Here is a 21,789-nt window from a genome sequence, read left to right as displayed (position 1 = left end):
CGCCCGCCGAACACGTCGGGGTCGCCGCCGAGACCCTGTACTCCCTGGTGGACAGGTCGCTGATGGAGGCGGACGGCGACCGGTACCGGATGCTGGACACCATCCGCGAGTACGGGACGGAACGCCTGGCCGCGACCGGCCGGCTGCGCGGCGCCCGGGCCGCCCATGTCGCCTGCTTCCTGGACCTGGCCGAACGGGCCGAACCCCACCTGCGGGGACCGGGGCAGGCGGAGTGGCTGGCCCGGCTGACCGCCGACCACGGCAACCTGCTCGCCGCGCTGGGGCACGCCCGTGACTCCGGTGACCACGGGAGCGCCGTGCGGCTGGGTGCGGCGCTGGGCATGTTCTGGGCCGTCCACGGTGACCACGCCAGCGCCGTCGTGCGGCTCCGTACGGTTCTGCGCGCGTCGGCGCCGCGTCCCGGTTCCGCCTCCCCGGGCGGGTCCGGTCACCTCGGGGATGACGCGGACGGCCCCGGCGTTTCCCGCCCGGCCGGATCAGAGGAGGGTTCCGCGGTTCCGGAACACGGCGACGGCCGGTGGCGGGACGCGCGGCTGCGCGCGTGCGCCGCCTACCTGCTCAACGCCACGTTCACGGGTGAACTCGCCGACGCCCGGTCCGTCGTCGGCCCGCCTCCGGACGCCTCGGAACCCGTCGGTGCGTTCGTGGCGGCTCTGCTGGCCATGGCCGAGGGCCGGACGGCCGAGGGGCGGGCCGCCCTGGAGCCGCACCTGGCCCATCCCGACCCCTGGACCCGGGCGATGCTCTGGCTGGCCCGCTCCTTCCTGGACGGAACCGCCGGTGACACCGCGCACGAGCCGAACGACGCGGAGCGCGCCGTGGCCGCCTTCCGCGAGGCCGGTGAGCCGTGGGGACTGTCGCTGCTGCTGATGTCCCTGGCCCACGCCCGCGCCGCGAACGGCGACGCCGACGAGGCGCTCGCCCTGCTGGATGAGGCCCGGGTTCTGACCCGTGGGCTGGGCGCCCACCACGGCCAGCGGGTGTGGCTGGCGACGGCACGCGTCGACGCCGGGGACACCGACGGTGCGCGCGCCCAGCTGGAGGCGGTAGTCGCCGAGGCCGCGTCCGCGCGCCAGGTGGCCCTGGCACGGATCTGCCTCGCCGACCTGGCACGTCACGGAGGGGACCTGGCACGGGCCGGACACCTGCTCGACCTGGCGCGCGAGACGAGCGAAGACGGGGAGCCACCGGACCGGGCCCTGTACGCGACCGCGGCCGGGTGCCTGGCCGCGGCCACCGGCGACCGGGCGGCGGCCGTCCGTCACCTGGACGAGGCCTTCGCCCTGGCCGACACCATGCCGGACATGCCGATGCTCGCCCAGGTGGCCGTGGGCACGGCGGACGTGCTCCTCCGGAGGGGGGAACCGGAGCGGGCGGCACGAATCCTGGGGACCGCCCACGCGCTGCGCGGCGGCCCCAACCCGCACCATCCGGACGTCGCCCGCCTGGTCCGCGAGCTGGGCGCCCACCGCGCCGCCTACGACCGTGCCAGCGCCCTGACGCCGGAGGAGGCCCTGGCGGTGGTCCGTGCGGAACACGGCGCCCAGGCCGCCCGTTAGGCCCGGGGGCCGCCGGGATCCGCAACGGTGGGCCGGTGCGAACCACCGGCGGAGCGGGAGGCCTCCCGCTCCGCCGTCGGAACCGTGTCCGTTCCCCTACGCGGACGCGGTCTCCTTCCGCTGCCTCCTCAGGAACTCCTCGCGGCAGGCGGAGCAGCAGAAGCCGTACAGGGTGCCCTCCCACTCCAGGGTGACGGCGGTGCCGTCGAGGGGCACGATCACCCCGCACAGCGGGTCCCGTACGGCGCGGCCCTCGTCGAAGTCCTTCCGGTAGGGCTCGCTCATGAGCTCCACGAGCCCCTCGGAGTCGACCGTCCTGCCGTACACACCCATGCTGCCCTCGGTCACACCGACGACCTGGACCTGGACCACGGGCTCCCGGTAGGGCCGTTCCGCGTCGGCCTCGACGTCGGCGACGACCCTGGTGGCGTAGGAGACCAGGGCGTCGCTCATGGCCTTGCGCCACGGGCCCGGTACGTGGAAGCGCACCACGTACCGGGGCGCGGCGACGGCGTCGAGGACGCGCTGGTCGACCACCCACACCTCCGGTTGGTGCACCACCACCTGCATGAGGGAACCGAGGACCTGCTCCCAACCGGGCTGGATCCTCTCCCCCTCGGTCAGTTCGGTCACGTTCCCCAGACACGCGGCCAGGCGGCGGAGCCGCTCGGGGTCGAGGGAGCCCCGGGGGACGAACAACTCGATGAACATCATCGCGATCACCTCCGGGACGAACGGTGCCCGACCGTTCTGTCAGAGGGCTGTCACACCGCTGTCAGGCGCGTTCGGAACCCGCACGGAGGCGAACGGGAAAGGGAGGGGAAACGTCCGTCCGAAGGACGGCCCCGGACTCCTTCCGTCCTGATGCGTCCGGGGGCCGCCGGTCCCACTCGGCCCTGACCACGAGCGGGCTCTCCGGGGACCGTTCCTTTCCTTCCTTTTCCTTCCCTTTCCCCCGCCAAGGGTCGCGGACGTGTTCGCGTGAAAGGGAAGCGCTCCGCCGGACAACGCACGAGAGACACTCCCGGGAATTCCAAACTCCACGGAGAACCATCTCCGGCGGGACAGTTCCAACGGACTGGCGGAGAACCCCCGTCGCCCCCGCGACGGCGCCCCCGGAGTCCGGAACCAACGGCAGGCCATGTGACATGCTGGGATCCCCTCTCCGCGCCCGCTCCTTTCTTCACAGGGCATGCGGCATCGGGAGCCATGTTTCGCCAGACGGAACTACTACTGGGTAACCATTTCGGGCCGCACTCCACCCGTACGGGGGATTAGCAGCACGTGGGAACTCGTTGGCGGATTCGTTCACATGGGCGTCGTCACAACGGCGCGAATCCCGCTGCCAGCAGGGCGATCCCCCACCGTAATTCGGATCACGCGCCTTGCCGGGTAAAGCTGGGATTGCCTGCTCCTAGCCTCGTGTTGGAGGCGGAAGTGATCCCCGGGACCGTGTGATCCCCTCATGGGACTTCTGCTGGCGCCCCGCCCGAAGGCGGTTCACGGCGCCCCCACCCACCGCTCGTTGAACACCTCTCCCCGCGTTGGAGCCTTCGGTGACCCTTACTTCCGCACGCCCGAACCGCCGTGTCCCGGCCGCCACGGACGTCCAGGTCGTCCTGGACGCCCCGGACGCCCCGGACGTCCCGACCACCCACGACACCCCGAACCACCACGACGACAAGGCCGCCGCGAGCACGTCCCGGACGCGCCGCCACACGCTGCTGCTCGTGTCCATCCTCGGTGTGCTGTCCGCGCTCGGCCCGCTCGCCACCGACCTGTACCTGCCCGCGCTGCCGCAGATCGCCTCCGGTCTGGGCACCAGCGAGGCCAGCGTCAAGCTCACCCTGACCTCGGTGATGGCCGGACTGGCCCTGGGCCAGCTCGTCATCGGCCCACTCAGCGACCGGTGGGGGCGCCGCAAGCCCCTGCTCGCCGGAATCGCCGTGTTCACCCTCACCACCTTCGCCATCGCGATGGTGAGCAGCGTGGAGATGTTCAGCCTGCTGCGTTTCGGCCAGGGCGTGTCCGCCGCGGCCGGACTGGTGATCTCCCGCGCCATCGTGCGGGACGTGTTCGACGGCGACGCCGCCGCCACGTTCTTCTCCCGGCTGGTGCTGCTCTCCGGGCTGGCTCCCATGCTCGGCCCGGTCCTGGGCGGCCAGCTGCTCTTCTTCGGTCCCTGGCAGCTGCTCTTCGCCGTGCTCGGCGTGACCGGCCTGGCCACCTTCGCCCTGGTGCTGTTCACCCTGCCCGAGAGCCTGCCGGTCGAGCAGCGCGAGCGGGTCAGCCCGCGGGAGCAGATGCGCGTGTTCGGCGGCCTGCTGCGCGACATCCGCTTCACCGGTCCCACGCTCACCCTCGCGCTGAGCTTCGGGATGAGCTTCACCTACATCTCGACCTTCTCGTTCGTGGCCCAGTCCCGCCTGGGGGCCAGCGCCCAGGAGTTCAGCCTGGTGTTCGCGGTGACCACGCTCGGAATGATCATCGGCAACCAGCTGAACGCGTACCTGATCAGTCGGGTGGAGATCCACCGCCGCCTGTTCCTGGGCCTGGCCGGGTCGATCGCCTCGGTGGCCGCGCTGGCGGTCCTGGGCGCGTCCGGCGGGGCGACCCTGGTGACGGTGACCGTCGCCCTGTTCGTGATGATGGTGTTCACCGGTCTGGTGTCGCCGAACGCGACCGCGCTGGCCCTGGACGGGCAGCCGCCGAAGGTCGCCGGAAGCGGCTCGGCCCTGCTGGGCACGCTCCAGTTCGCCATCGGCTCCGGCCTGGCCTCGACCGCCGGACTGACCGGGCCGGTCACCCTGTCCAGCATGACCGCGGTCATGCTCGCCACGGCCGTGGCCGCCGCGGTGGTCTTCACCGGGTTCGCGGTGCGTGCGCGACACACCGCCCCGGCCGCCGCCTGAGTGTCGGTACCCACGGCTAGTCTGATCCGCCCACACAGGCGAAAGCGAGGAGCGCGACGTGTTCCCCAGTCCCCAGGCCCAGTCCCTGACGAGTGAGGCACCCGGCGTGTGGGAGGAGGTGCTCCCCCACCTGGTGGAGTCCGCCGGGAAGGGGTGGCTGACCGTGACGCGTGCGGACGGTCAGCCGCACACCCGGCCGCTGCTGGCGGTGTGGGTGGACGGCCAGCCCTGCTTCGCCTCGGGGAAGGACACCGCCAAGTCTCGGCTGATGGCCGCGTCCCCGCAGGTGAGCATGGGCTTCACCACCGAGCGGATGGACGTGGTCGTGGAGGGAACGGTCGAGCTGGTACTGGACCACGCCCACGTGGAGCGGGTGGCCGCCGCCTACGCCGAGCGCCACGGGTGGGCCCCGATCCCCGACGGCGGCGAACTGACCGGTCCGGAGGGTGCGCCGACGGCCGGTCCGCCGCCCTACCGCGTCCTCACGGTCTCCCCGTCGACGGTGTTCGCCTTCCCCGTCTCGGAGCTGCCGCACGGACCCACCCGGTGGCGGTTCGACGTGTGGCCCTGAGACGCAGCCGGGAGGCGGGGGCGCGCGGGAAGCGGGTGAGAGGCCGGATCTCGGGGGTAGACCTCTGGCGAAGTCAACGCCACCTCCTCAACCCCGACCCCCCAGGAGGCAGAGAGTGCGCGTACGGATCCTTCTTTCGGCCCTCGCCGCCCTGTGGCTGATCATCGGACTGATCGCCACGTTCCAGCGTGGACTGTTCGACGACGAGACCTCGTGCTCGACCCTGGGACACATCGTCGGAACCGTCTTCGTGGGCCCGTTGAACTACGTGGGGGTGAACCCGACCATCGAGTGCCCGCCCCTGCCCCAGCCCTCGCGGTAGCGTCCAGGCGGTCGGTGGCGTGGTCTCCATGACCGGACGTCAACCGCCGACGACGTCGTTGCGCGCGGTGCGGCACGGCGACGTGCCCCGCCTCGCGGGTTCTCACCGAACTCTTGCCCTCGCCGCGTACCGTCTCCCGAACGGAAACTCCACCACCGGCCAGGACTCCAGCATGCGCGAAGAACACTCCGGCGCCACCCAGGCGACGGCCAGGGCCCTCATCGTCGAGGACGAACCCAACATCCTCGAACTGCTCACCGCCTCCCTGGAGCTGAGCGGATTCACCACACGCGGCGCGCCCGAGGCCGGGGCCGCCCTGGCGGCGCTGGGCGACTTCACCCCCGACATCGCCGTCGTGGACGTGACCCTGCCCGGCCGCAGCGGTCTGGACCTGGTCGGGGATCTGCGCGGGGTCGTGCCGGACCTTCCCGTGCTGTTCCTCACCGCACGCGACACGGTCCAGGACCGGGTGGCCGGTTTCCGGGCCGGAGCCGACGACTACGTGACCAAGCCCTTCAGCCTGGAGGAGGTCGTCCTTCGGCTGAACGCGATCCTGCGCCGGGCGGGCAGGCCCGGCGACGACGACGCCGAAACCCTGCGCTACGCCGACCTGGAGCTGGACGAGGAGGCGCACGAGGTCCGCCGCGCGGGCACGCCGGTGCGGCTCTCCCCCACCGAGTTCGCGCTGCTGCGCTACCTGATGCTCAACGCGGGCAGGGTCGTCAGCAAGACGCAGATCCTGGACCGGGTGTGGGGCGGGGAGAGCGACGACAGCCGTGTGGTGGAGACCTACGTCAGTTACCTGCGGCGCAAGGTCGACGCGGGCCGCCCCGCGCTCCTCCACACCGTGCGCGGCATCGGCTACAGCCTGCGCCTGGCCCCCGGGGAGACCGGGTGAACGGCCGGCCGAGGCGCCCGTGGCCCCGGAGCCTGGAGGCCGGACTCACCCTGGCTGTGCTGTGTCTGACCACCGTGTGCCTGGTCGCCTTCGGCGCGGCCGGAACACTCCTGCTCCAGCGCTCGCTGACCGCGGAGGCCGACCAGGCCCTCCACCGGCTCATGGGTCCGGAGTACGGGAGCGGGGGACCCGAGCCGCCCGCCGGAGCCGGGACGCCCGAGCCGCCCGGCGGGCCGCAACCCCCACCGCTACCCACCGACCTGCGCACACTGTTCATCGACGCCGACGGCGACGTGGTGGAGAGCGTGGGACGGACCAGCTCCGACGACGGCCTTCCCGACGCCTCGGCGATCTCCGTCCAGGAGCTGCGAGCACGGGCCGGGGAACCCTTCACTCTGCCCGGGACCGCGGACGAGGGCGACTGGAGGGTGCTGACCACCGTTCGCGAGGACGGCGGCGTCTTCATGACCGCTCAGTCCCTGTCCGGGATCGAGGACACGCTCGACCAGCTCGTACTCATCGAGGCCGGTGCGGGGCTGGTGGTGCTGACGGCCGTGGGGTTCGGCGCGGCGGCGATCGTACGGCTCCAGCTGCGGCCCCTGCGCGAGATCGAGTCCACGGCGCGGGCCATCGCCGCGGGCGACCTGGACAGGAGGATCCCCCACCAGGATCCCGCGACCGAGACCGGGCGGCTGGGCGCCTCCCTCAACACCATGCTCGGTGAGCTCTCCGGGGCCCTGGGCGAGCGGGACCGCGCGGTCGAGGCGACGCGGCGCTTCGTGGCGGACGCCTCCCACGAGCTGCGCACACCGTTGTCGTCGATCCGGGGATTCGCCGAACTGTACCGGCAGGGCAGGAGGCAGGGCCTGGTCGCCGAGGACGCCCGGGCGGACCGGTGGATGTCGCGGATCGAGGACGAGGCGGGGCGGATGGGGAGCATGGTGGACGACCTTTTGATGCTCTCCCGCTTCGACGAGGCGCCCGAGCTGGAGCGCTCCGACATGGAACTGGTCGGTATCGCGGAGCGGGTGGTGCTCAGCGCCCGGGCACGGGCTCCGCGCACGCCCGTGGAACTGGAGGCGGACGGACCCGTGCGGGCGGTGGGGGACGGTGACCGCGTCCGCCAGGTGTTGGAGAACCTCGTGGGGAACGCCCTCACCCACACGCCGGAGGGAACACCGGTCCGGGTGTCGGTGTCCCGGACCCAGGACCCGCCGCCCCCGGGACCGGCCCACGCGGGCGCACTGCCCCCGGGGGTCTCGGAGGTCGCCGTGATCACGGTCGAGGACGAGGGGCCCGGCATCCCCCGTGAGGGTCTGCCCCATGTGTTCGACCGTTTCTACCGGGCGGACGGGCCCAGGCAGCAGGCCGGTGCGGGGCTGGGCCTGGCGATCAGCGCGGCCTTCGTCGCCGCCCACGACGGTTACGTCACGGTCGCGTCGACCCCGGGCGCGGGCAGCGCCTTCACCGTGGTCCTCCCCCTGGGTTGACCAGTGGTCACACGGTCCCGGTCGCCGCCACGCGGTCGGGGGACCAGCGGGCAGCGCGCGGTGTGTCCGGTACGGACGGAGGGACGAGGGACACGGAACCGTTCCGCGCCGGACGGGTGTTCCTCCCAACCGCCGGAGGAAACGGCCGGTACCCCACACGAGGGAACGCCGCCCCGGCCCGTGCGGGCCGGGGCGGCGTCCGGGGGGTCCGGCGCGGGCGGGGGACACGGGATCCGTCCGCGCCGGACGAGTGTTCCTCCCAGGCGCTGGAGGATGCTGGTGGACCTGGTGGACGGGGAAGGGTCAGGGCTCCGACTGGTCTCCTGTGTCCCCGTCCTGGCCCGGCGTCCCGGTCCCCTCCTGCGGGGTCCGCGGGATGGCGGCGATCCGCTCGGCGAGCTGCTCGCCCGCGGCGGCGGCTCCCCCGTCCCCGGCCGCCTCGGCGCGGGACACGGCCGACTCCAGGAGTTCGGCGGCGGTGCCGCTCTCCACCAGCGCGGAGTGGAGGTCGGCGTAGGCCTGCTCGTAGAGCTGGTGGAAGTCCTCGTTGGCGAGGAAGCGTTCCTTGAGCGCTCCGCTGCCGCCCATGGACATCCCGCCCCCGCCCTCGGGGGCCTCCCCCTCACCGGGCATCGGCATCCCCTCCGGTGGTCGCGCGCCCTGGGGGAGCTCCATGCCCTCGGGCGGCTGCATGCCCTCCGGTGCCGTGCCCTCTTCGGAGGGCTCCGTCCCCCCGGGCGCACCGCCACCGCCGCCCCTACCGCCACCGCCGCCCATACCGCCGAAGGACAGGTTCAGGTCCCACGACAGGACGGTGAACCGGTCCTGGTCGAGGTCGTACCACAGGTAGTAGTTGTTGCCCGGTCCATCCATACCGTCGCTGTTGGACATCAGGTCCTGGAGCGCGAGGTAGCGGGCGAAGGACTCCGCGTCCAGGTGTTCGTCCAGTTCGCGCGCGAACTCCTCGTCGTCGGACTCCTCGACGAACCGCAGCAGGTCCATCACCGGTTGCAGGTCGTGGGTTCCCTCCCCGTTGATCTGCTTGAAGCTCTCCTCGTATTCGGTGGGGTCCCCGCCCAGGTAGGCGAAGGAGCCCTCCGCCCGGCCCTTGTAGAGGATCCCGTTCCCGTACCGGGACGCCCACGAGGCGTCGGGGTGGTCCAGGACCAGGCGCGGGACCGCCTCGCCGCCGTTGACCGCGAACGAGGTGAACGTGTGGTCCTGCGTGGTCTGCCCGTCCGCCGCCGTCAGGTCCAGGGCCAGGGCCTCGTTGAGGGCGGTGTCGGACGTGGACGTCGCCGGGCGCAGGGCGATCTCGGTGTGCCCCTGGTAGGCGCGTCCGGGGACGAACTCCTCGAAGCTGATCAGCCACGGGAGCCTCTCGGGCTCGTCCTCGGACAGGGTGACCGCGCCCGGGCCGAAGCCCCCGCCCATGCCACCGTCCTCGGCGGCTCCCTCCTCCGTCGCGGTGTCCCGCCGGGTCTGCTCCTGCTGCTGAGCCCGCTCCTGCTGGGCCTGCGCCGCCTCGCCCTGCCGCTGGGCCGCCTCGCCGCCCTGGGTCCCACCCCCGGGCATCCCCGCTCCCCCGGCTCCGGTCCCGTCGCCGCGCAGGCTCATGAGGGTGGAGTTGCCCTTGAGGCGGAGCCCCACGTCGTCGACGACCGTGCCGTCGATGATGATGTCCGCGCTGATGAACTCCTTCTCGCCCTCCTCGCGGAAGGTCTCCATCATGTCGGCGTACTCGGCCTCGTTGAAGGTGACCTCGATGGTGTGCTCTCCGCCGTCGAACAGGTCGCCCTCGCCCTCGACGTTCTCGGTGACGACGTCCCGTGAGACCAGCTCGGAGGTGATGTAGGGGCGCACCCTCGCCTCGCCGAGGAACAGGACCAGGGCCAGCAGGGCCGCGCACACGACCGCCGCGGTCCTCCAGTGCTGGCGGAGGCGGACGGGGACGCGGTGTCGCAGGCGCCTCGATCTCCGCAGGCGCCCTTCGGATCCTTCGTCGCTCATCGCCATCACATGTCCTTTCCGGAGGATGCCCCGGCCTTCAGTCCGAGGAGGGATCCAGAAAACGGCTTACTCATACAGTCATCGCCTGTAACTTTGGGTGCATGCGGACGGCGTACAAGTGCCGGGCCTACCCGGACCCCGAACAGCAGGCCCAACTGGGCCGCACGTTCGGATGTGTACGCCTGGTGTGGAACAGGACCCTGGCCGAGCGCCATACCGCCTACCACCAGCGCGGTGAGAAGACCTCGTACAAGCAGACCGACGCCGCGCTGACCGGGTGGAAGAAGACCCAGGAACTGGCGTTTTTGTCCGAGGTGTCCTCGGTTCCCTTGCAGCAGGTGCTGCGCCACCAACACAGCGCGTTCGCGAGCTTCTTTGCCAAGCGCGCCAAGTATCCCCGGTTCAAGTCGCGCACCGGGCGGCAGTCGGCGCACTACACCCGGTCGGCGTTTCGGATGCGCGACGGGCAACTGACGCTGGCCAAGCAGACCGCGCCCTTGCGGGTGGTGTGGTCCTTCGACGACGTCGACCTGACCACGCTCAACCCAACCACGGTGATCGTCTCCCGTGAGGCGGACGGGCGTTGGTATGTGACCTTCGCCGTGGAGAGCGAGGCCCCCGCATCCCCACCTGAGGCTGGATCCGAGGTTGGTGTGGATCTGGGGTGAAGGACTTCGCGACGTTGTCCACGGGGGAGAAGATCGCCAACCCCCGCCACCTTCAGCGCAAAGCCCACAACCTGGCCCGGTACCAACGCCGGATGGCCCGCAAGACCAAGGGGTCGAACAACCGGCGTAAGGCCACACGCAAGGTCGCCGCCGCCCACCGCAAGGTCCGCCACGCCAGACAGGATTTCCTGCACAGGACCACGGCCCGGCTGGTGCGCGAGCACGATCTGATCGCGATCGAGGACCTCAACGTACGGGGCATGACTGCCTCGGCCAAGGGCACTGTTCAGTCCCCGGGTCGGCGGGTGCGGCAGAAGGCCGGGCTCAACCGCGCGGTGCTGGACACTGGCTTCGGGGAGTTTCGCCGCCAACTGGAATACAAAGCCGCGCGTGCGGGCCGTACCGTGGTCGTGGTGGACCGGTGGTTCGCCTCCTCCAAGACCTGCTCGAAGTGCCACCACCTACTCACCACGCTTTCCCTGGGCACCCGCTGGTGGACGTGCCCGTCCTGCCGCACCCGACACGGTCGGGACGTCAATGCGGCGACGAACATCCTTGCGGCTGGTCGAGTCGCAGCCCGGGAGCAAGTCCGGGGTGAGGCCTGCGGAGCTGGTGTGAGACGGCAAGGGACCTCCCTTCCGCGATCGGCGACGAAACAGGAAACCGGGCCCGTGAGGGCTGAGCTCTAGGGCTCATACGCGCGCGAGCGCGTATCGGACTCCCCTTCCTCTAGGAGAGGGAGAAAGTCAAATGTCGGTCTGGTCGTATCCGGTCAGGACGGTCGCCTTCTGCCCGGAGTTGATCCCGCGCAGGCGTTCGATGAGGTCACCCGGCTTGACGCCCTTCTTCAGGCGCGCCGTGTAGGCCGTCTCCAGCAGGGACCCGCCGCGCACGGTCTCCGTGCTGATCAGCTCGTACTCGTCGGTGGAGCGGATGAGCACGTCGTCGATCGCGGGGCCGTGGTCGGTCCCGTCGGCGGGCACCTGGACCTTGACCACCTGGCGCTGCACGTTGAGCGCGAACCAGTTGAAGCGGTGCATGAGCAGGATGACCGCGCAGATGACGAGGGTGGCGATGACCGCGAGGGTGTAGAAGCGCGTTCCGCAGGCCATGCCCAGGCCCATGACCAGGAAGATGAACCCGACGTCGCGGGTCTCCTTGATGGCGTTGCGGAAGCGCACCACCGACAGGGCGCCGACCAGGGCGAAGGCCCGGGCGATGTTGGAGCCCACCACCAGCATGATCAGGGCGATGAGCATGCCCAGGATGATGAGGGTGTGGACGTAGCTCTGTGAGTAGGAGATGTTGCGGTGGGTGGCTCGGTAGGTCCAGGCCGCCACCAGGCTGGTGACGAAGGCCAGCGCCAGGGACAGGACCACGTCCATGACGCTGAACGTGCCGGACAGGTCGGTGATGCCGAAATCGAGGTTCATGGTGCGGTTGGCGCCTTCGGTACTCGGTGGGATCGGTCGGGCGGGCGGGTAGGTCAGTGGCGCACGGCCCCGGGCGCGCCCTCCGGAGCGTGCGGGGCGGGCCGGGCCCCGGCCGCCACGTCCTCCTCGGGCACGTGGAAGACCGAGCGCGGGGCCAGCCCGTGGGCCTCCACGCTCTGGCAGTACTTGGAGATCCGCCGTACCTGGAGGCCGTACCGGGCGGCCATGTCGGTGACCCAGTAGGGCGCGCGCTCGTTGGCCTTGACCTCCATGACGGCCAGGCCGGGGCTGATGATGTGGCGGTTCTCCGCCTCCGCGCGCAGGTCGAAGTCGCGGTCGCGTCCGCGGACCCGGTGGTCCAGGGTCACGCGCAGCCCCAGGTCGGCGTCGACGCCGACGTAGGGTTCGCGCCGGTACCCGGTCATGGCGGTCGGGCGCAGGTCCAGGCGGTGGACGAGGTCGAGGACCTCGTCGACGAAGGCCTGGTCGACCCCCGGGTGCTCCACGCGCACGCGCCGGTCGCACAGGTCCCGGGCCAGGCGGTACGGCAGCAGGACGCGCCGCTTCTGGGTGACGCGGTTGACGCGCTGCTTGATCTCCACGGACACGGGTGTGTCCTCGTCGGCTGGTCCCGTCTCGCCGTAGCGGCGGACGCGCAGCTTGCGGCGGAACCTGAGCCCCTCGATCTTCTCGTGGTAGAAGCGCAGGCGCCGGGTGTCGTAGTACAGGCTCCACACGCCGTAGCCGTCGGCTCCGGCGTTGTGGTCGGTGCGCATGCGCGCGGTGAGTTCGGCGCGCACGTCCGCGACCTGCGACACGGGGAGCAGGTACTTGAGTTCGTAGCGGTTGAAGGCGTGCAGTCTGCTCGGTGCCCTCAGCCGCTCCCCGGCCGCGGTGTTCCCCGGTGCGCCCTTGGCGGCGCTCCCGTCGGCCCTGGCGGTGGTCGGTGCCGGTGCCACGCTGCCTCCTCTCGTCGGGTGGTGGCGACAGGGTGAACACCACCGGACGAGTGTGGGAGGAGACGGAGAACTTCCTGAGAGGTTCCTGAGAGGCGAGGGCCCGATCCCCTGGTCAGCGGCCGGTCTCGGATCCGGGTGAGATCTCGGTGAGAACGCCGGTCCTGCCGCGCTGGGGGAGGCGGCCGGGTGACACTGGTACCGGGCGGTGTCGGACCGTGGGACGGAACCGACCGGCGGCGACGCCGCGGGCCGGACGGGAGGGGACGATGCAGACCTTTCTGCCCCACGCCGCGTTCTCCGGGTGCGCGCGGGCGCTGGACGACCGCAGGCTGGGCAAGCAGCGGGTGGAGACCATGCAGATCCTGCGGGCTCTGGTGTGGCCCGAGTACGGGTGGAAGCGCCATCCCGCCGTGGCGATGTGGCGCGGCTTCGTCCCCGCGCTCGTCGGTTACGGGGTGGCGGTGTGCCGCGAATGGCGCCGTCGCGGGTACGCCGACGCGGTCCTGCCCTCGCTGCTGGCCTTCAGCGGGGGCCGTGTCCCCGAGGAGGAGTGGCTGTGGGAGCACGACCTGCTGCCGCCGTGGCTGGGGGACGAAGAGCTGCACGTCTCGCACCGCTCGGCCCTGGTGGGCAAGGACGGGGCGTACTACGGGCCGTTGTTTCCCGGCACGCCCCGCGGCCTGCCCTACGTCTGGCCCCGGCCGGTCTTCCCCCGGTGGCCGCTGCGGCGCGGGGGCGCCGCGCCGTTGACTCCCGGGGAGGGCCTGGAGGCTGTGGCGGCGGACTCCCTGACGGACGAGCAGGCGCACGCTCTCGAACGTCTGGTCGGCGGCCGTGACGCGTCGTTGCGGCTCACCGCACCGGGCGACACCGTGCCGGGCCTGCTCGCCGGGTTGTGCACGCCCGGCGAGACGCTGTGGCTGGTGCCGGGGTGTCCGCCGCCGAGGCCGGAGGGCGTGGTGGATCCGGGTCCCCTGGGAGCCGTCGGGCGGACCAGCGGCTCGACCGCCCGGCAGCCGCGGCCCGAGGACGAGGCGGCGATGCGCGAGGAGGGCCGCGAGCCGGAGTTCCGGTTCCGCAGGGTCGCCCCCGGAAGCGGGCCGGAGGTGCCCGTGCCGTCCTCGACCGGGTTGGTCGTCCTCGACGGCGCCGCGCTGCCCGAGCCGCGCTCCGCCCCGCTGGTGCTGCGCCTGCTGCCCGCGGAACGCGACTCCCCCTCGGCGGACGACGCCCCGCCCGGCGGACGGTCCGGAAACGGGGACCGCCCGCCGGGGTCCGGCTGACCGGCCGCCGTTCAGCGCTGGGCGGCGGGGCGGACGATGAGTTCGTTGACGTCGACGTCCGCGGGCTGGTCGAGGGCGAAGGAGATCGCCCTCGCGACGGCGTCGGCGGGCAGCGCGTTCCTGCGGTAGGTGCGCATCGCCTCCCTCGCGGTCGGGTCGGTGATGTGGTCGGCGAGTTCACTCTCGACCACGCCCGGGGAGACGGTGGTCACCCTGATACCCGGGTCGAGTTCGAGGCGCAGTCCCTCGGTGATCGCCCACGCGGCGAACTTGGTGCCCGAGTACACCGCCGAGGTGGGGACGACCTCGTGGGCGCCGACGGAGGCGATGGTCACGAGGTGGCCGGACCCCTGGCGCTGGAAGTGCGGGAGCGCCGCGGCCACACCGTGCAGCAGTCCCTTGACGTTAACGTCGATCATCCGGTGCCACTCGTCCACCAGGAGCGCGTCCATCCGGGACAGGGGCATGACCCCGGCGTTGTTGACGAGGGCGTCGAGGCGTCCGCGATCGCGCACCGTACCGTCGACCACCGCTCGGACGCTGGCGGGGTCGGTGACGTCGAGGCGCCGGTGGTCGGCGCTACCGCCGGAGTCGCGGATGCGGCGGACGAGTGCGTCGAGGCGGTCCTCGCGCCGAGCGCCGAGCACGACGTGGTGGCCCTCGGCGGACAGGCGCAGCGCGGCGGCCTCACCGATCCCGCTGCTCGCCCCGGTCACGACGATGACCTTGCGTGCCGTCTCCCGCGTCTGGTCGCTCATGGTCGTTCTTCCCCTCTCGGTGTCTGGACACGTCCAGTGTTCGCGGGTGGCCGGACCGGAGGAAGACCGCGCCGTTCCTGGGTGGAGCGCACCCAGGAACGACGGGACGCGGAGTCCTACGCTGGGTGCCATGGCTTCTTCTTCGCTGGGTGACTACCTCCGGAGCACGCGCGCGCGTCTCGCACCGGAGGCGCTGGGCCTGCCCGTCCACGGGCACCGCCGTGTGACCGGGCTGCGGCGTGAGGAGGTGGCGATGCTGGCCGGTATGAGCGCCGACTACTACACGCGGCTGGAACAGGGGCGCGAGACCCGCCCCTCAGCGCAGGTCCTGGACGCGCTCGCGGCGGCGCTGCGCCTGGACGACGACGGCCGTGTCCACCTCTACCGGTTGGCCGGGCTGGGGCCGCGTCCCGCCGCGGTCGCGCCCGACGAGCACGCCGACCCGTCGCTCGTCGACCTGATGGGCCTGTGGCACGGAACCCCGGCGATGGTCCTGGGCCGCGCCTACGACGTGTTGGCCTGCAATCCGCTGGCCGAGCGGCTCATGCGGGGGTTCCCCCTGTCGCGGAACCTGGTGCTGGCGGTGTTCCTGGATCCGGGGGCACGCTCGTTCTACCCCGACTGGGAGGCCGTCGCCGCGAACACGGTGGACGGCCTGCGCCTGGCCGAGGGCGCCCGGCCCGACCATCCCCGCGTCCGTGCCGTCATCGAGGAGTTGACGGAACGCAGCCCCGACTTCGTGAGGTTGTGGCGGCGCCACGGGGTACGCGGCAAGAGGCTGGAGACCAAGCGGATGGCCCATCCCGAGGTGGGCCTGCTGGAGTTGCGCCTGCACGCCTTCGACGTGAGGTCGGCTCCGGGGCAGGAACTCGTCGTCTACCACGCCGAACCGGGTTCGGCCACCGCGGATTCGCTGTCCCTGCTCGGCACGCTGGCGGCCGAGGCCGCGCGGCCCTGACCGCCCCCCGCCGGGGTCCCCGCGTTCGCGGTCAGCCCCGCTCTCAACCCCGCTCCTCGGGATCCGGCGTGTACGTGGCGGCGATCTCGGTGAGCAGCCGCTCACGTGCGGCCGGGCCGGGGTGGATGCCCACCAGTACGTAGTAGGCCAGGCCCTCGGCCAGAGCGACGAGCGAGACGGCCCGCTCCACGGGATCGAGGGCGCGGGGCACCGTTCCCCGGTCCTGTCCCTGACGCAGCAGGTCCGCGATCTGGCCGTGAAAGCGCTCGTACTCCCGGCGCATGCGTTCGGCGATGGCCTCGTCGGACAGGGCGAGCGCGGTGAAGGCCTGACGGACGCGCATGTGGGCGCGCGTGACGGTGTCGTGGGGAACGAGTTCGGTGAGCACGGTGGTGAGCACCTGCCGCGGATCGGCGTCCGGGCCCGTCCTGGCGGCGATGCGTGCGGAGCTGAGGGCGTTGCCCCGGTCGAAGGCGGCCTCGATCATCCGCCGTTTCGCGGGGAAGTAGTGCTGGACGCGGCCGGGTGAGACACCGGCGCGCTCCGCGACGCTGGTCTGCGACACGGCCGCCATCCCGCGTTCGGCCGCGACGGCCAGGACGGCGTCGGCGATCTGCTGGCGGCGCTGCTCGTGCTCGGCCCCCGGTCCACGGGTGGGTGTGTTCACACGACCCCTCTTCTCGATGTGATCACATTGCTTTGCGGTCGCACTGGCGCTACCGTTCAAACCAATGTAACCACATTGATTTGCTGGGACGGGGTGGTCACGTGCGCGAAACCCGACCCCGGGCGGCGGGCACGCGCCCGGTGCTCGCCCTGGTGTGCGCCGCGCAGCTCATGGTGGTGCTCGACGTGTCGGTGGTGAACGTCGCCCTGCCGTCGATCCGGTCGTCGCTGGGGTTCTCCGCGACGGCGCTGCCCTGGGTCGCCCACGCCTACACCCTGGTCTTCGGCGGCCTCCTGCTGCTGGGCGGGCGCCTGGCCGACCTGTACGGGCACAGGCGGGTGTTGGCCGCCGGGCTCACGCTGTTCACCGCGGCCAGCCTGCTGGGCGGAGCGGCCCCGTCCCCCGGAGCACTGGTCGCCGCCCGCGCCCTCCAGGGTGTGGGCGCGGCGGTCCTGGCCCCGGCGACCCTGACGGTCCTGACCGCATCCTTCCCCGAGGGGCGCGCCCGGGTCCGGGCCCTGGCCGTCTGGACCGCGGTGAGCGTCGCGGGCGGAGCGGCGGGCAGCCTCGTCGGCGGCGCGCTGACCGAGGCGCTGTCCTGGCGTGCGGTCCTGCTGGTCAACGTGCCCGTCGGTGCCGCCGCCCTGGTGCTGTGCCTGTACTGCCTGGAGGGGCGCGGGGAGAAGGGCCGCGGCGGGCGGCTCGACCTGCCCGGGGCCGTGACGGCGACCGGCGGTCTCACCGCGATCGCCTACGGCCTCACCCGGGTTCCCGGACACGGCTGGACCGACCCGTCCACGGTGGCCGCGCTGACCGCGGGCGTGCTCTTCCTTGCGCTGTTCGCCGTGGTCGAGTCCCGCGCCCGGGTGCCCCTGCTGCCGCCCCGCCTCCTGCGGCGCCGGGCGGTCTCGGTGGGCAACGCCATGGTGTTCCTGGCCGGGGCCTGCTTCCAGGTGCCCATGTGGTACTTCCTCACCTTCTACATGCAGGGTGAGCTGGGATTCGGCGCGCTGCTGACCGGTCTGGGCTTCCTGCCGCACACCCTGGTCACCATGGCTGTGAGCTGGACGGTCACCCCGTGGCTGATGAGGTTCGTGGACGCACGGGCCCTGATCGCGACCGGCTGCCTCCTCGCTGCGGCGGGCTTCGCCTGGCAGGCCGCGGCGGTCTCGGAGCACACCTACGCGTCGGCGGTGCTGGGTCCGGCGGTCGTGGTCTCCGTGGGCGGCGGTCTGTTCAACACACCGTTGACCACCGTCGTGACCTCGGGGGCCGCCGCGGCGGAGGCCGGAGCCGTCTCCGGTCTGCTGAACGCGGCCAAGCAGGCGGGCGGCGCCCTGGGCCTGGCCGCGCTGGTCACGGTGTCCGCCTCCACCGCGCCGGAGGGGCCCGCGTACGGCCTGGCCTTCCTCCTGATCGCGGCCGTCCAGCTCGTGGTGGCCGGGCTGGCCCCCGTGCTGCCGCGCGGCACGCGGGGATGAGTGCCGTCCACGCCGGGGACGTATGAGCGGAGCTGGAAGGGTCACGCCCGCCGTGACCTGCGGTGGGCCTGATCGGCGCGACCTTCCGCTGGTTACCCCGAACAGGTCAAGGTTACGGCTCGCTCGAGTGAAGACGCATCAATATCACGTCTGCGGGTAATGCGACAGGAAGAGAAGAAAAACGTATCCCGTTCGTCATCATCCCTCTGTTCACGGCGGCGAGGATCCGACGATGAGGAGGAGAACGATCATGAGGAACCCCCTCAGGACGGCGAAGAACCAGCTGATGAGAAGGGCGGGACTGGGCCGTCCGGCACCGGGGAGGCGTCCGCGCCCGCGGACGCGGACGCGGACGAGTGATCCCCTGGCGATGGCGAGGAGGCTGGCCAGGTCCGCGAGCTCCCACCGGGGCGGAAACCCGCTGACGCGGGGTACCGGACCGCGCCGGGGCCCGGCGCGAAGGACGCCGCAGGGCGGGGGAAGTGTCCGCAGGAGCGCCATGCGATGGGTCAACAGCCTGGCCCGGTCCCGCAGGCCCCGCGTCTGACCCCGGCGCCGCGGCCGCCCCATCGAAGGCCGCGAACCGCTGGGTTCAAGGGCTCCGAAGCCACGGGGCCGGGCGGGCCCCTTCCGTCCGACCCCGTGTCTAGTGTGGGGGGATGACCCCGAACGAGGACCGCAACCGACGGCTGCTCCGGGCGCGCGACGTGATGGACCGCCGCTTCGCCGAGCCACTGGACGTGCCCGGGCTGGCCCGGGTGGCGCTCATGTCCCCCTCGCACTTCTCCCGTTCCTTCCGCGCGGTCTTCGGCGAGACCCCGCACCGCTACCTCCAGCGGCGCAGGATCGAGCGGGCGATGGCGCTGCTGCGGGAGACCGACCGCAGCGTCACCGACATCGCCCTCGCGGTCGGTTTCGACAGTCTCGGCACCTTCAGCCGCACGTTCCTGTCGGTGGTGGGGTCCCCGCCGTCGCGTTACCGCAGGCGGACCGCACCGGTGGCGGGAGCGGTGTGCTTCGTCAAGACGTGGACGCGACCGAGCAGTTTCGGAGAAGCGCACGGCGCTCGCACACCTCTAACGTAAGACGCATGTTCGACAACATCTCCATCACCGCGGTCAACGTCCTCGACCAGGACGAGGCACTCGACTTCTACGTCGGCAAGCTCGGCTTCCAGGTCAGCAACGACGTCGACATGGGCTTCATGCGCTGGCTCACCGTCACCCTGCCCGAGGCCCCGGACCGCCACCTGCTGCTGGAGGTCCCCGGCCCGCCCGCGCTCAGTGAGGAGACCGCGGCCCAGGTCCGCGACCTGCTCACCAAGGGGGCCCTGGGTGTGGCCTGCATCCTCACCACGAAGGACTGCCAGGCCACCTACGACACCCTGAGGGCCCGGGGCGTGGAGTTCACCCAGGACGTGGTGGAACAGCCCTACGGCGTCGACTGCGCGCTGCGCGACCCGTTCGGCAACCACATCCGGATCACCCAGCCCGCCGACCAGGTCGGCGAGATCACGGACACGGACCTGAGAAGGTGGGAGTGCGGGGCCGAGGCCGACCACCGGGACTGAACGTATCGCGGTGTGTCAGGATCGTTCCCCCTCACCCGTGGGAGAGGGCACGTCGTCGGTTCCGGCCCCGGGCGCACCGCCCCGGTGCCGGAGCGAGAGCAGGGAGCCCAGCCCGAGCACGATCGCGGTACCGATGGCCGTGTACCAGGTGAACCCGACCAGCTCGGGCCTGAAGAGGAACAGCCAGACCATGGTCGCCACGGCGACGGAGAAGGCGATCACGGCGTCGAGCTGGCGCGCCCTTCGCACCCACAGCCCCAGGAAGAACGCGCCGAGCAGACCGCCGTAGGTCAGGCTGGCCACGGACAGGCCCAACTCGACGACGGGGTTGTCGGTACCGGTGAACAGCGCCGCCGCCCCGATGAACACCAGCCCCCAGCCCAGGGTGAACAGCCTGCCCAGCCGCAGCCCCTGGGCACCGGTGAGCGTGCGGTGGCTGAACCGCTCGTACAGGTCCGCCATGGTCGAGGAGGACAGCGCCGACAGCGACGACGACAGGGTGCTCATCGCGCTGGCCATCACCCCGGCGAGCAGCAGGCCCGACAGGCCGACCGGCATCCCCTCGACGACGAACGTCGGGAAGAGCTCGTCGGAGTTGGCGAGTCCGAGCCCGTCGACCGAAACGCCCCCGAAGTAGGAGTACAGCGCCAGACCCACGGTCAGGAACAGGGCGAACTGGAGGAACACCACGACGGCGCTGCCGATCACCGCCCTCTGGGCGTCGCGCAGGCTGCGGCAGCCCAGCAGCCGCTGCACGATGATCTGGTCGGCGCCGTGGGAGGCGGTGGACAGCAGGGCGCCGCCCAGCACCGCGGTGACCGTCGCGTACGGGGCCGAGATCGGGTTCGACGTGAAGTCCAGGAACTGGGTCTTGCCCGCGTCGGCGGCGACCGCGAGGAAGTTCACGTCGAGACCGCCCGCGATGACGACCAGCGCGACCACGCCGCCGAACACGTACAGCCCCATCTGCAACACGTCCACCCAGACCACGGCCCTGATCCCGCCGATGAGGGTGTAGAGGACCGTGACGACGCCGAGCATCGCGATGATCGCGAAGTAGGACAGGTCCAGCCCGTAGGAGTCCAGGACGATCTTCATCGGGATGGCCGCCGCGAACAGCCGCACCCCGTCGGCCAGGAGCCGGGTGAACAGGAACGCGACCGAGGCCGTGCCCTGCATGCCGCGCCCGAAGCGCACACCCAGGTAGGCGTAGGCCGTGGTCATCTCGCCCCGGTAGTAGCGGGGCAACAGCACGAAGGCGACGACCACCCGCCCGATCAGGTAGCCGACCGCCACCTGGAGGAAGGTGACGTTGCCCAGGTAGGCCACGCCGGGGATGCTGATCACGGTCAGGGCGCTGGTCTCGGTGGCCACCACCGAGAGGCACACCGCCCACCAGGGCAGCTGCCGGTTGCCGATGAAGTAGTCCTTGGTGTCGCGCTGCCGGCCGGACAGTCTCAGACCGAGCCATGCCGAGCACAGCAGGTACACCACGATGACCAGGAGATCGATTGCATGCACTGCGCTACTCCGGGGGATAGGGGTGTGCGGGTGTTCAGGAGGCGTGCGCGTCCACGCGCAGCCGCCGNCCGGCGGGTTGGGGGAGCCGCAGCGGCCCGGCTCCGGGAGTGAGGCGTCCCGCCACCGGCGCCCGACGGGCACCGGTGCAGGCGGGCACGGACCCGGCGAGCCCGTGCCAGGTGAGGAAACCGATCAGCGCGAACAGGTAGGCCTCCTTCGCGTCACTGTCCAACCCCAGGTCGTCGAACCTCCCGATCCGGGCCGGGTGGAGCCTGGCGGCGAGCCGCTCCATCAGGACCGGGTTGCGGGTGCCGCCCCCGGAGGCGAACACCTCGGTCACCGGACGCAGCGCGTCCGCCACGGTGACGGCGGTGAGCTCCACCAGGGTGGCCAGCAGGTCCGCGTCCGAGGGCGTGCCGGTGTGCCGCAGCGCCGCGTCGAGGTAGCCGGGGCCGAACAGCTCCACCCCGGTGGTCCTGGGCGGTTCCAGGCGGTAGTACGGCTCGGCGAGCAGGTGTTCCAGCAGAGCGGGATCGGGCGTGCCGGAGCGGGCGAGCGCACCGTCCGCGTCGAAGTCGGCGCGGCCTCCGGTCACCCGGCGCGTCGCGGCGTCGAGCAGGGCGTTGCCCGGACCGGTGTCGAAGGCCACCGGCGGCGCCCCGTCCCGCACGACCGTGGCGTTGGCGATACCGCCGAGGTTGAGGGCGG

General features: G+C 71.8%; 19 protein-coding genes and 2 pseudogenes. 12 read left to right on the top strand and 9 right to left on the bottom strand.

From position 1 onward, the window contains the following. A pseudogene (locus tag D455_RS0127970) lies at positions 1-1,580 on the top strand (AfsR/SARP family transcriptional regulator); the annotation flags it as partial. Between the two features lie 96 nt (positions 1,581-1,676). On the opposite strand, the gene D455_RS0127965 reads toward D455_RS0127970, so the two are convergent. Beyond that, positions 1,677-2,291 carry a YHS domain protein gene (locus D455_RS0127965; protein WP_241480412.1) on the bottom strand — a complete coding sequence of 205 codons (615 nt, stop codon included), beginning with the start codon at positions 2,289-2,291 and terminating at the stop codon, positions 1,677-1,679. An 845-nt stretch (positions 2,292-3,136) separates the two neighbouring features. Between D455_RS0127965 and D455_RS0127960 the strand changes: the two genes are divergently transcribed. From D455_RS0127960 to D455_RS0127940, 5 genes are all read left to right on the top strand, one after another. After that, positions 3,137-4,492 carry a multidrug effflux MFS transporter gene (locus tag D455_RS0127960; RefSeq protein WP_017573956.1) on the top strand — a complete coding sequence of 452 codons (1,356 nt, stop codon included), beginning with the start codon at positions 3,137-3,139 and terminating at the stop codon, positions 4,490-4,492. Positions 4,493-4,550: 58 nt separating this feature from the next. After that, positions 4,551-5,063: a pyridoxamine 5'-phosphate oxidase family protein gene (locus D455_RS0127955; RefSeq protein ID WP_017573955.1), complete on the top strand. Its 513-nt coding sequence runs from the start codon at positions 4,551-4,553 to the stop codon at positions 5,061-5,063. Positions 5,064-5,178: 115 nt separating this feature from the next. Further along, positions 5,179-5,385: a hypothetical protein gene (locus D455_RS0127950; RefSeq protein ID WP_017573954.1), complete on the top strand. Its 207-nt coding sequence runs from the start codon at positions 5,179-5,181 to the stop codon at positions 5,383-5,385. A 172-nt stretch (positions 5,386-5,557) separates the two neighbouring features. Beyond that, positions 5,558-6,283 (top strand): response regulator transcription factor, encoded by a 726-nt coding sequence (locus D455_RS0127945; protein ID WP_017573953.1) that lies wholly within the window; start codon positions 5,558-5,560, stop codon positions 6,281-6,283. Then, positions 6,280-7,773, top strand: coding sequence for a sensor histidine kinase (locus tag D455_RS0127940; RefSeq protein WP_017573952.1), 1,494 nt, complete (start codon positions 6,280-6,282; stop codon positions 7,771-7,773). The genes D455_RS0127945 and D455_RS0127940 overlap by 4 nt, the downstream gene beginning before the upstream one ends. 303 nt (positions 7,774-8,076) lie before the next feature. On the opposite strand, the gene D455_RS0127935 is transcribed toward D455_RS0127940, so the two are convergent. Then, positions 8,077-9,789: a CotH kinase family protein gene (locus D455_RS0127935; RefSeq protein WP_017573951.1), complete on the bottom strand. Its 1,713-nt coding sequence runs from the start codon at positions 9,787-9,789 to the stop codon at positions 8,077-8,079. Between the two features lie 95 nt (positions 9,790-9,884). On the opposite strand from D455_RS0127935, the pseudogene D455_RS31945 reads away from it, so the two are divergent. Beyond that, a pseudogene (locus tag D455_RS31945) lies at positions 9,885-11,140 on the top strand (RNA-guided endonuclease InsQ/TnpB family protein). A 57-nt stretch (positions 11,141-11,197) separates the two neighbouring features. On the opposite strand, the gene D455_RS0127925 reads toward D455_RS31945, so the two are convergent. Beyond that, a complete protein-coding gene (locus D455_RS0127925) occupies positions 11,198-11,884 on the bottom strand; it encodes a DUF4956 domain-containing protein (RefSeq protein ID WP_017573950.1) in 687 nt (228 codons plus the stop codon). A gap of 53 nt (positions 11,885-11,937) precedes the next feature. After that, positions 11,938-12,843 carry a polyphosphate polymerase domain-containing protein gene (locus D455_RS31940; protein WP_017573949.1) on the bottom strand — a complete coding sequence of 302 codons (906 nt, stop codon included), beginning with the start codon at positions 12,841-12,843 and terminating at the stop codon, positions 11,938-11,940. A 266-nt stretch (positions 12,844-13,109) separates the two neighbouring features. On the opposite strand from D455_RS31940, the gene D455_RS33355 reads away from it, so the two are divergent. Then, positions 13,110-14,126, top strand: a complete 1,017-nt coding sequence (locus tag D455_RS33355) for an MSMEG_6728 family protein (protein ID WP_017573948.1) — start codon at positions 13,110-13,112, stop codon at positions 14,124-14,126. An 11-nt stretch (positions 14,127-14,137) separates the two neighbouring features. Here the strand turns inward: D455_RS33355 and D455_RS0127910 are convergent, their stop codons facing one another. Next, entirely contained in the window at positions 14,138-14,884 is a 747-nt protein-coding gene (locus D455_RS0127910) for an SDR family oxidoreductase (RefSeq protein WP_017573947.1), read from the bottom strand. A 130-nt stretch (positions 14,885-15,014) separates the two neighbouring features. Between D455_RS0127910 and D455_RS0127905 the strand changes: the two genes are divergently transcribed. Next, positions 15,015-15,842, top strand: a complete 828-nt coding sequence (locus D455_RS0127905; protein WP_026123053.1) for a helix-turn-helix transcriptional regulator — start codon at positions 15,015-15,017, stop codon at positions 15,840-15,842. A gap of 43 nt (positions 15,843-15,885) precedes the next feature. Here D455_RS0127905 and D455_RS0127900 read toward each other — a convergent pair whose 3' ends face one another. Beyond that, complete coding sequence (locus D455_RS0127900; RefSeq protein WP_017573945.1) at positions 15,886-16,509, bottom strand: TetR/AcrR family transcriptional regulator; 624 nt, start codon at positions 16,507-16,509, stop codon at positions 15,886-15,888. Between the two features lie 170 nt (positions 16,510-16,679). Between D455_RS0127900 and D455_RS0127895 the strand changes: the two genes are divergently transcribed. Continuing rightward, positions 16,680-17,990, top strand: coding sequence for an MFS transporter (locus D455_RS0127895; RefSeq protein ID WP_083922505.1), 1,311 nt, complete (start codon positions 16,680-16,682; stop codon positions 17,988-17,990). Between the two features lie 210 nt (positions 17,991-18,200). Here the strand turns inward: D455_RS0127895 and D455_RS0127890 are convergent, their stop codons facing one another. Further along, positions 18,201-18,491 (bottom strand): hypothetical protein, encoded by a 291-nt coding sequence (locus tag D455_RS0127890; protein ID WP_017573943.1) that lies wholly within the window; start codon positions 18,489-18,491, stop codon positions 18,201-18,203. A 158-nt stretch (positions 18,492-18,649) separates the two neighbouring features. Between D455_RS0127890 and D455_RS0127885 the strand changes: the two genes are divergently transcribed. Both D455_RS0127885 and D455_RS0127880 read left to right on the top strand, forming a co-directional pair. Next, positions 18,650-19,075 (top strand): helix-turn-helix domain-containing protein, encoded by a 426-nt coding sequence (locus D455_RS0127885; RefSeq protein ID WP_017573942.1) that lies wholly within the window; start codon positions 18,650-18,652, stop codon positions 19,073-19,075. A gap of 5 nt (positions 19,076-19,080) precedes the next feature. Then, complete coding sequence (locus D455_RS0127880) at positions 19,081-19,560, top strand: VOC family protein (RefSeq protein WP_017573941.1); 480 nt, start codon at positions 19,081-19,083, stop codon at positions 19,558-19,560. Positions 19,561-19,575: 15 nt separating this feature from the next. On the opposite strand, the gene D455_RS0127875 is transcribed toward D455_RS0127880, so the two are convergent. Beyond that, entirely contained in the window at positions 19,576-21,081 is a 1,506-nt protein-coding gene (locus D455_RS0127875) for a sodium:solute symporter (protein ID WP_017573940.1), read from the bottom strand. A 34-nt stretch (positions 21,082-21,115) separates the two neighbouring features. Beyond that, positions 21,116-21,789 (bottom strand): anhydro-N-acetylmuramic acid kinase (locus tag D455_RS0127870; protein ID WP_017573939.1); only part of this gene is annotated, 674 nt, incomplete at its 5' end.

The sequence above is a fragment of the Nocardiopsis halotolerans DSM 44410 genome, from assembly GCF_000341065.1.
Lineage (GTDB): Bacteria > Actinomycetota > Actinomycetes > Streptosporangiales > Streptosporangiaceae > Nocardiopsis > Nocardiopsis halotolerans.
The sequence above is the reverse complement of the archived record's forward strand: the minus strand, read 5'-3'. Positions and strand labels throughout refer to the sequence as shown.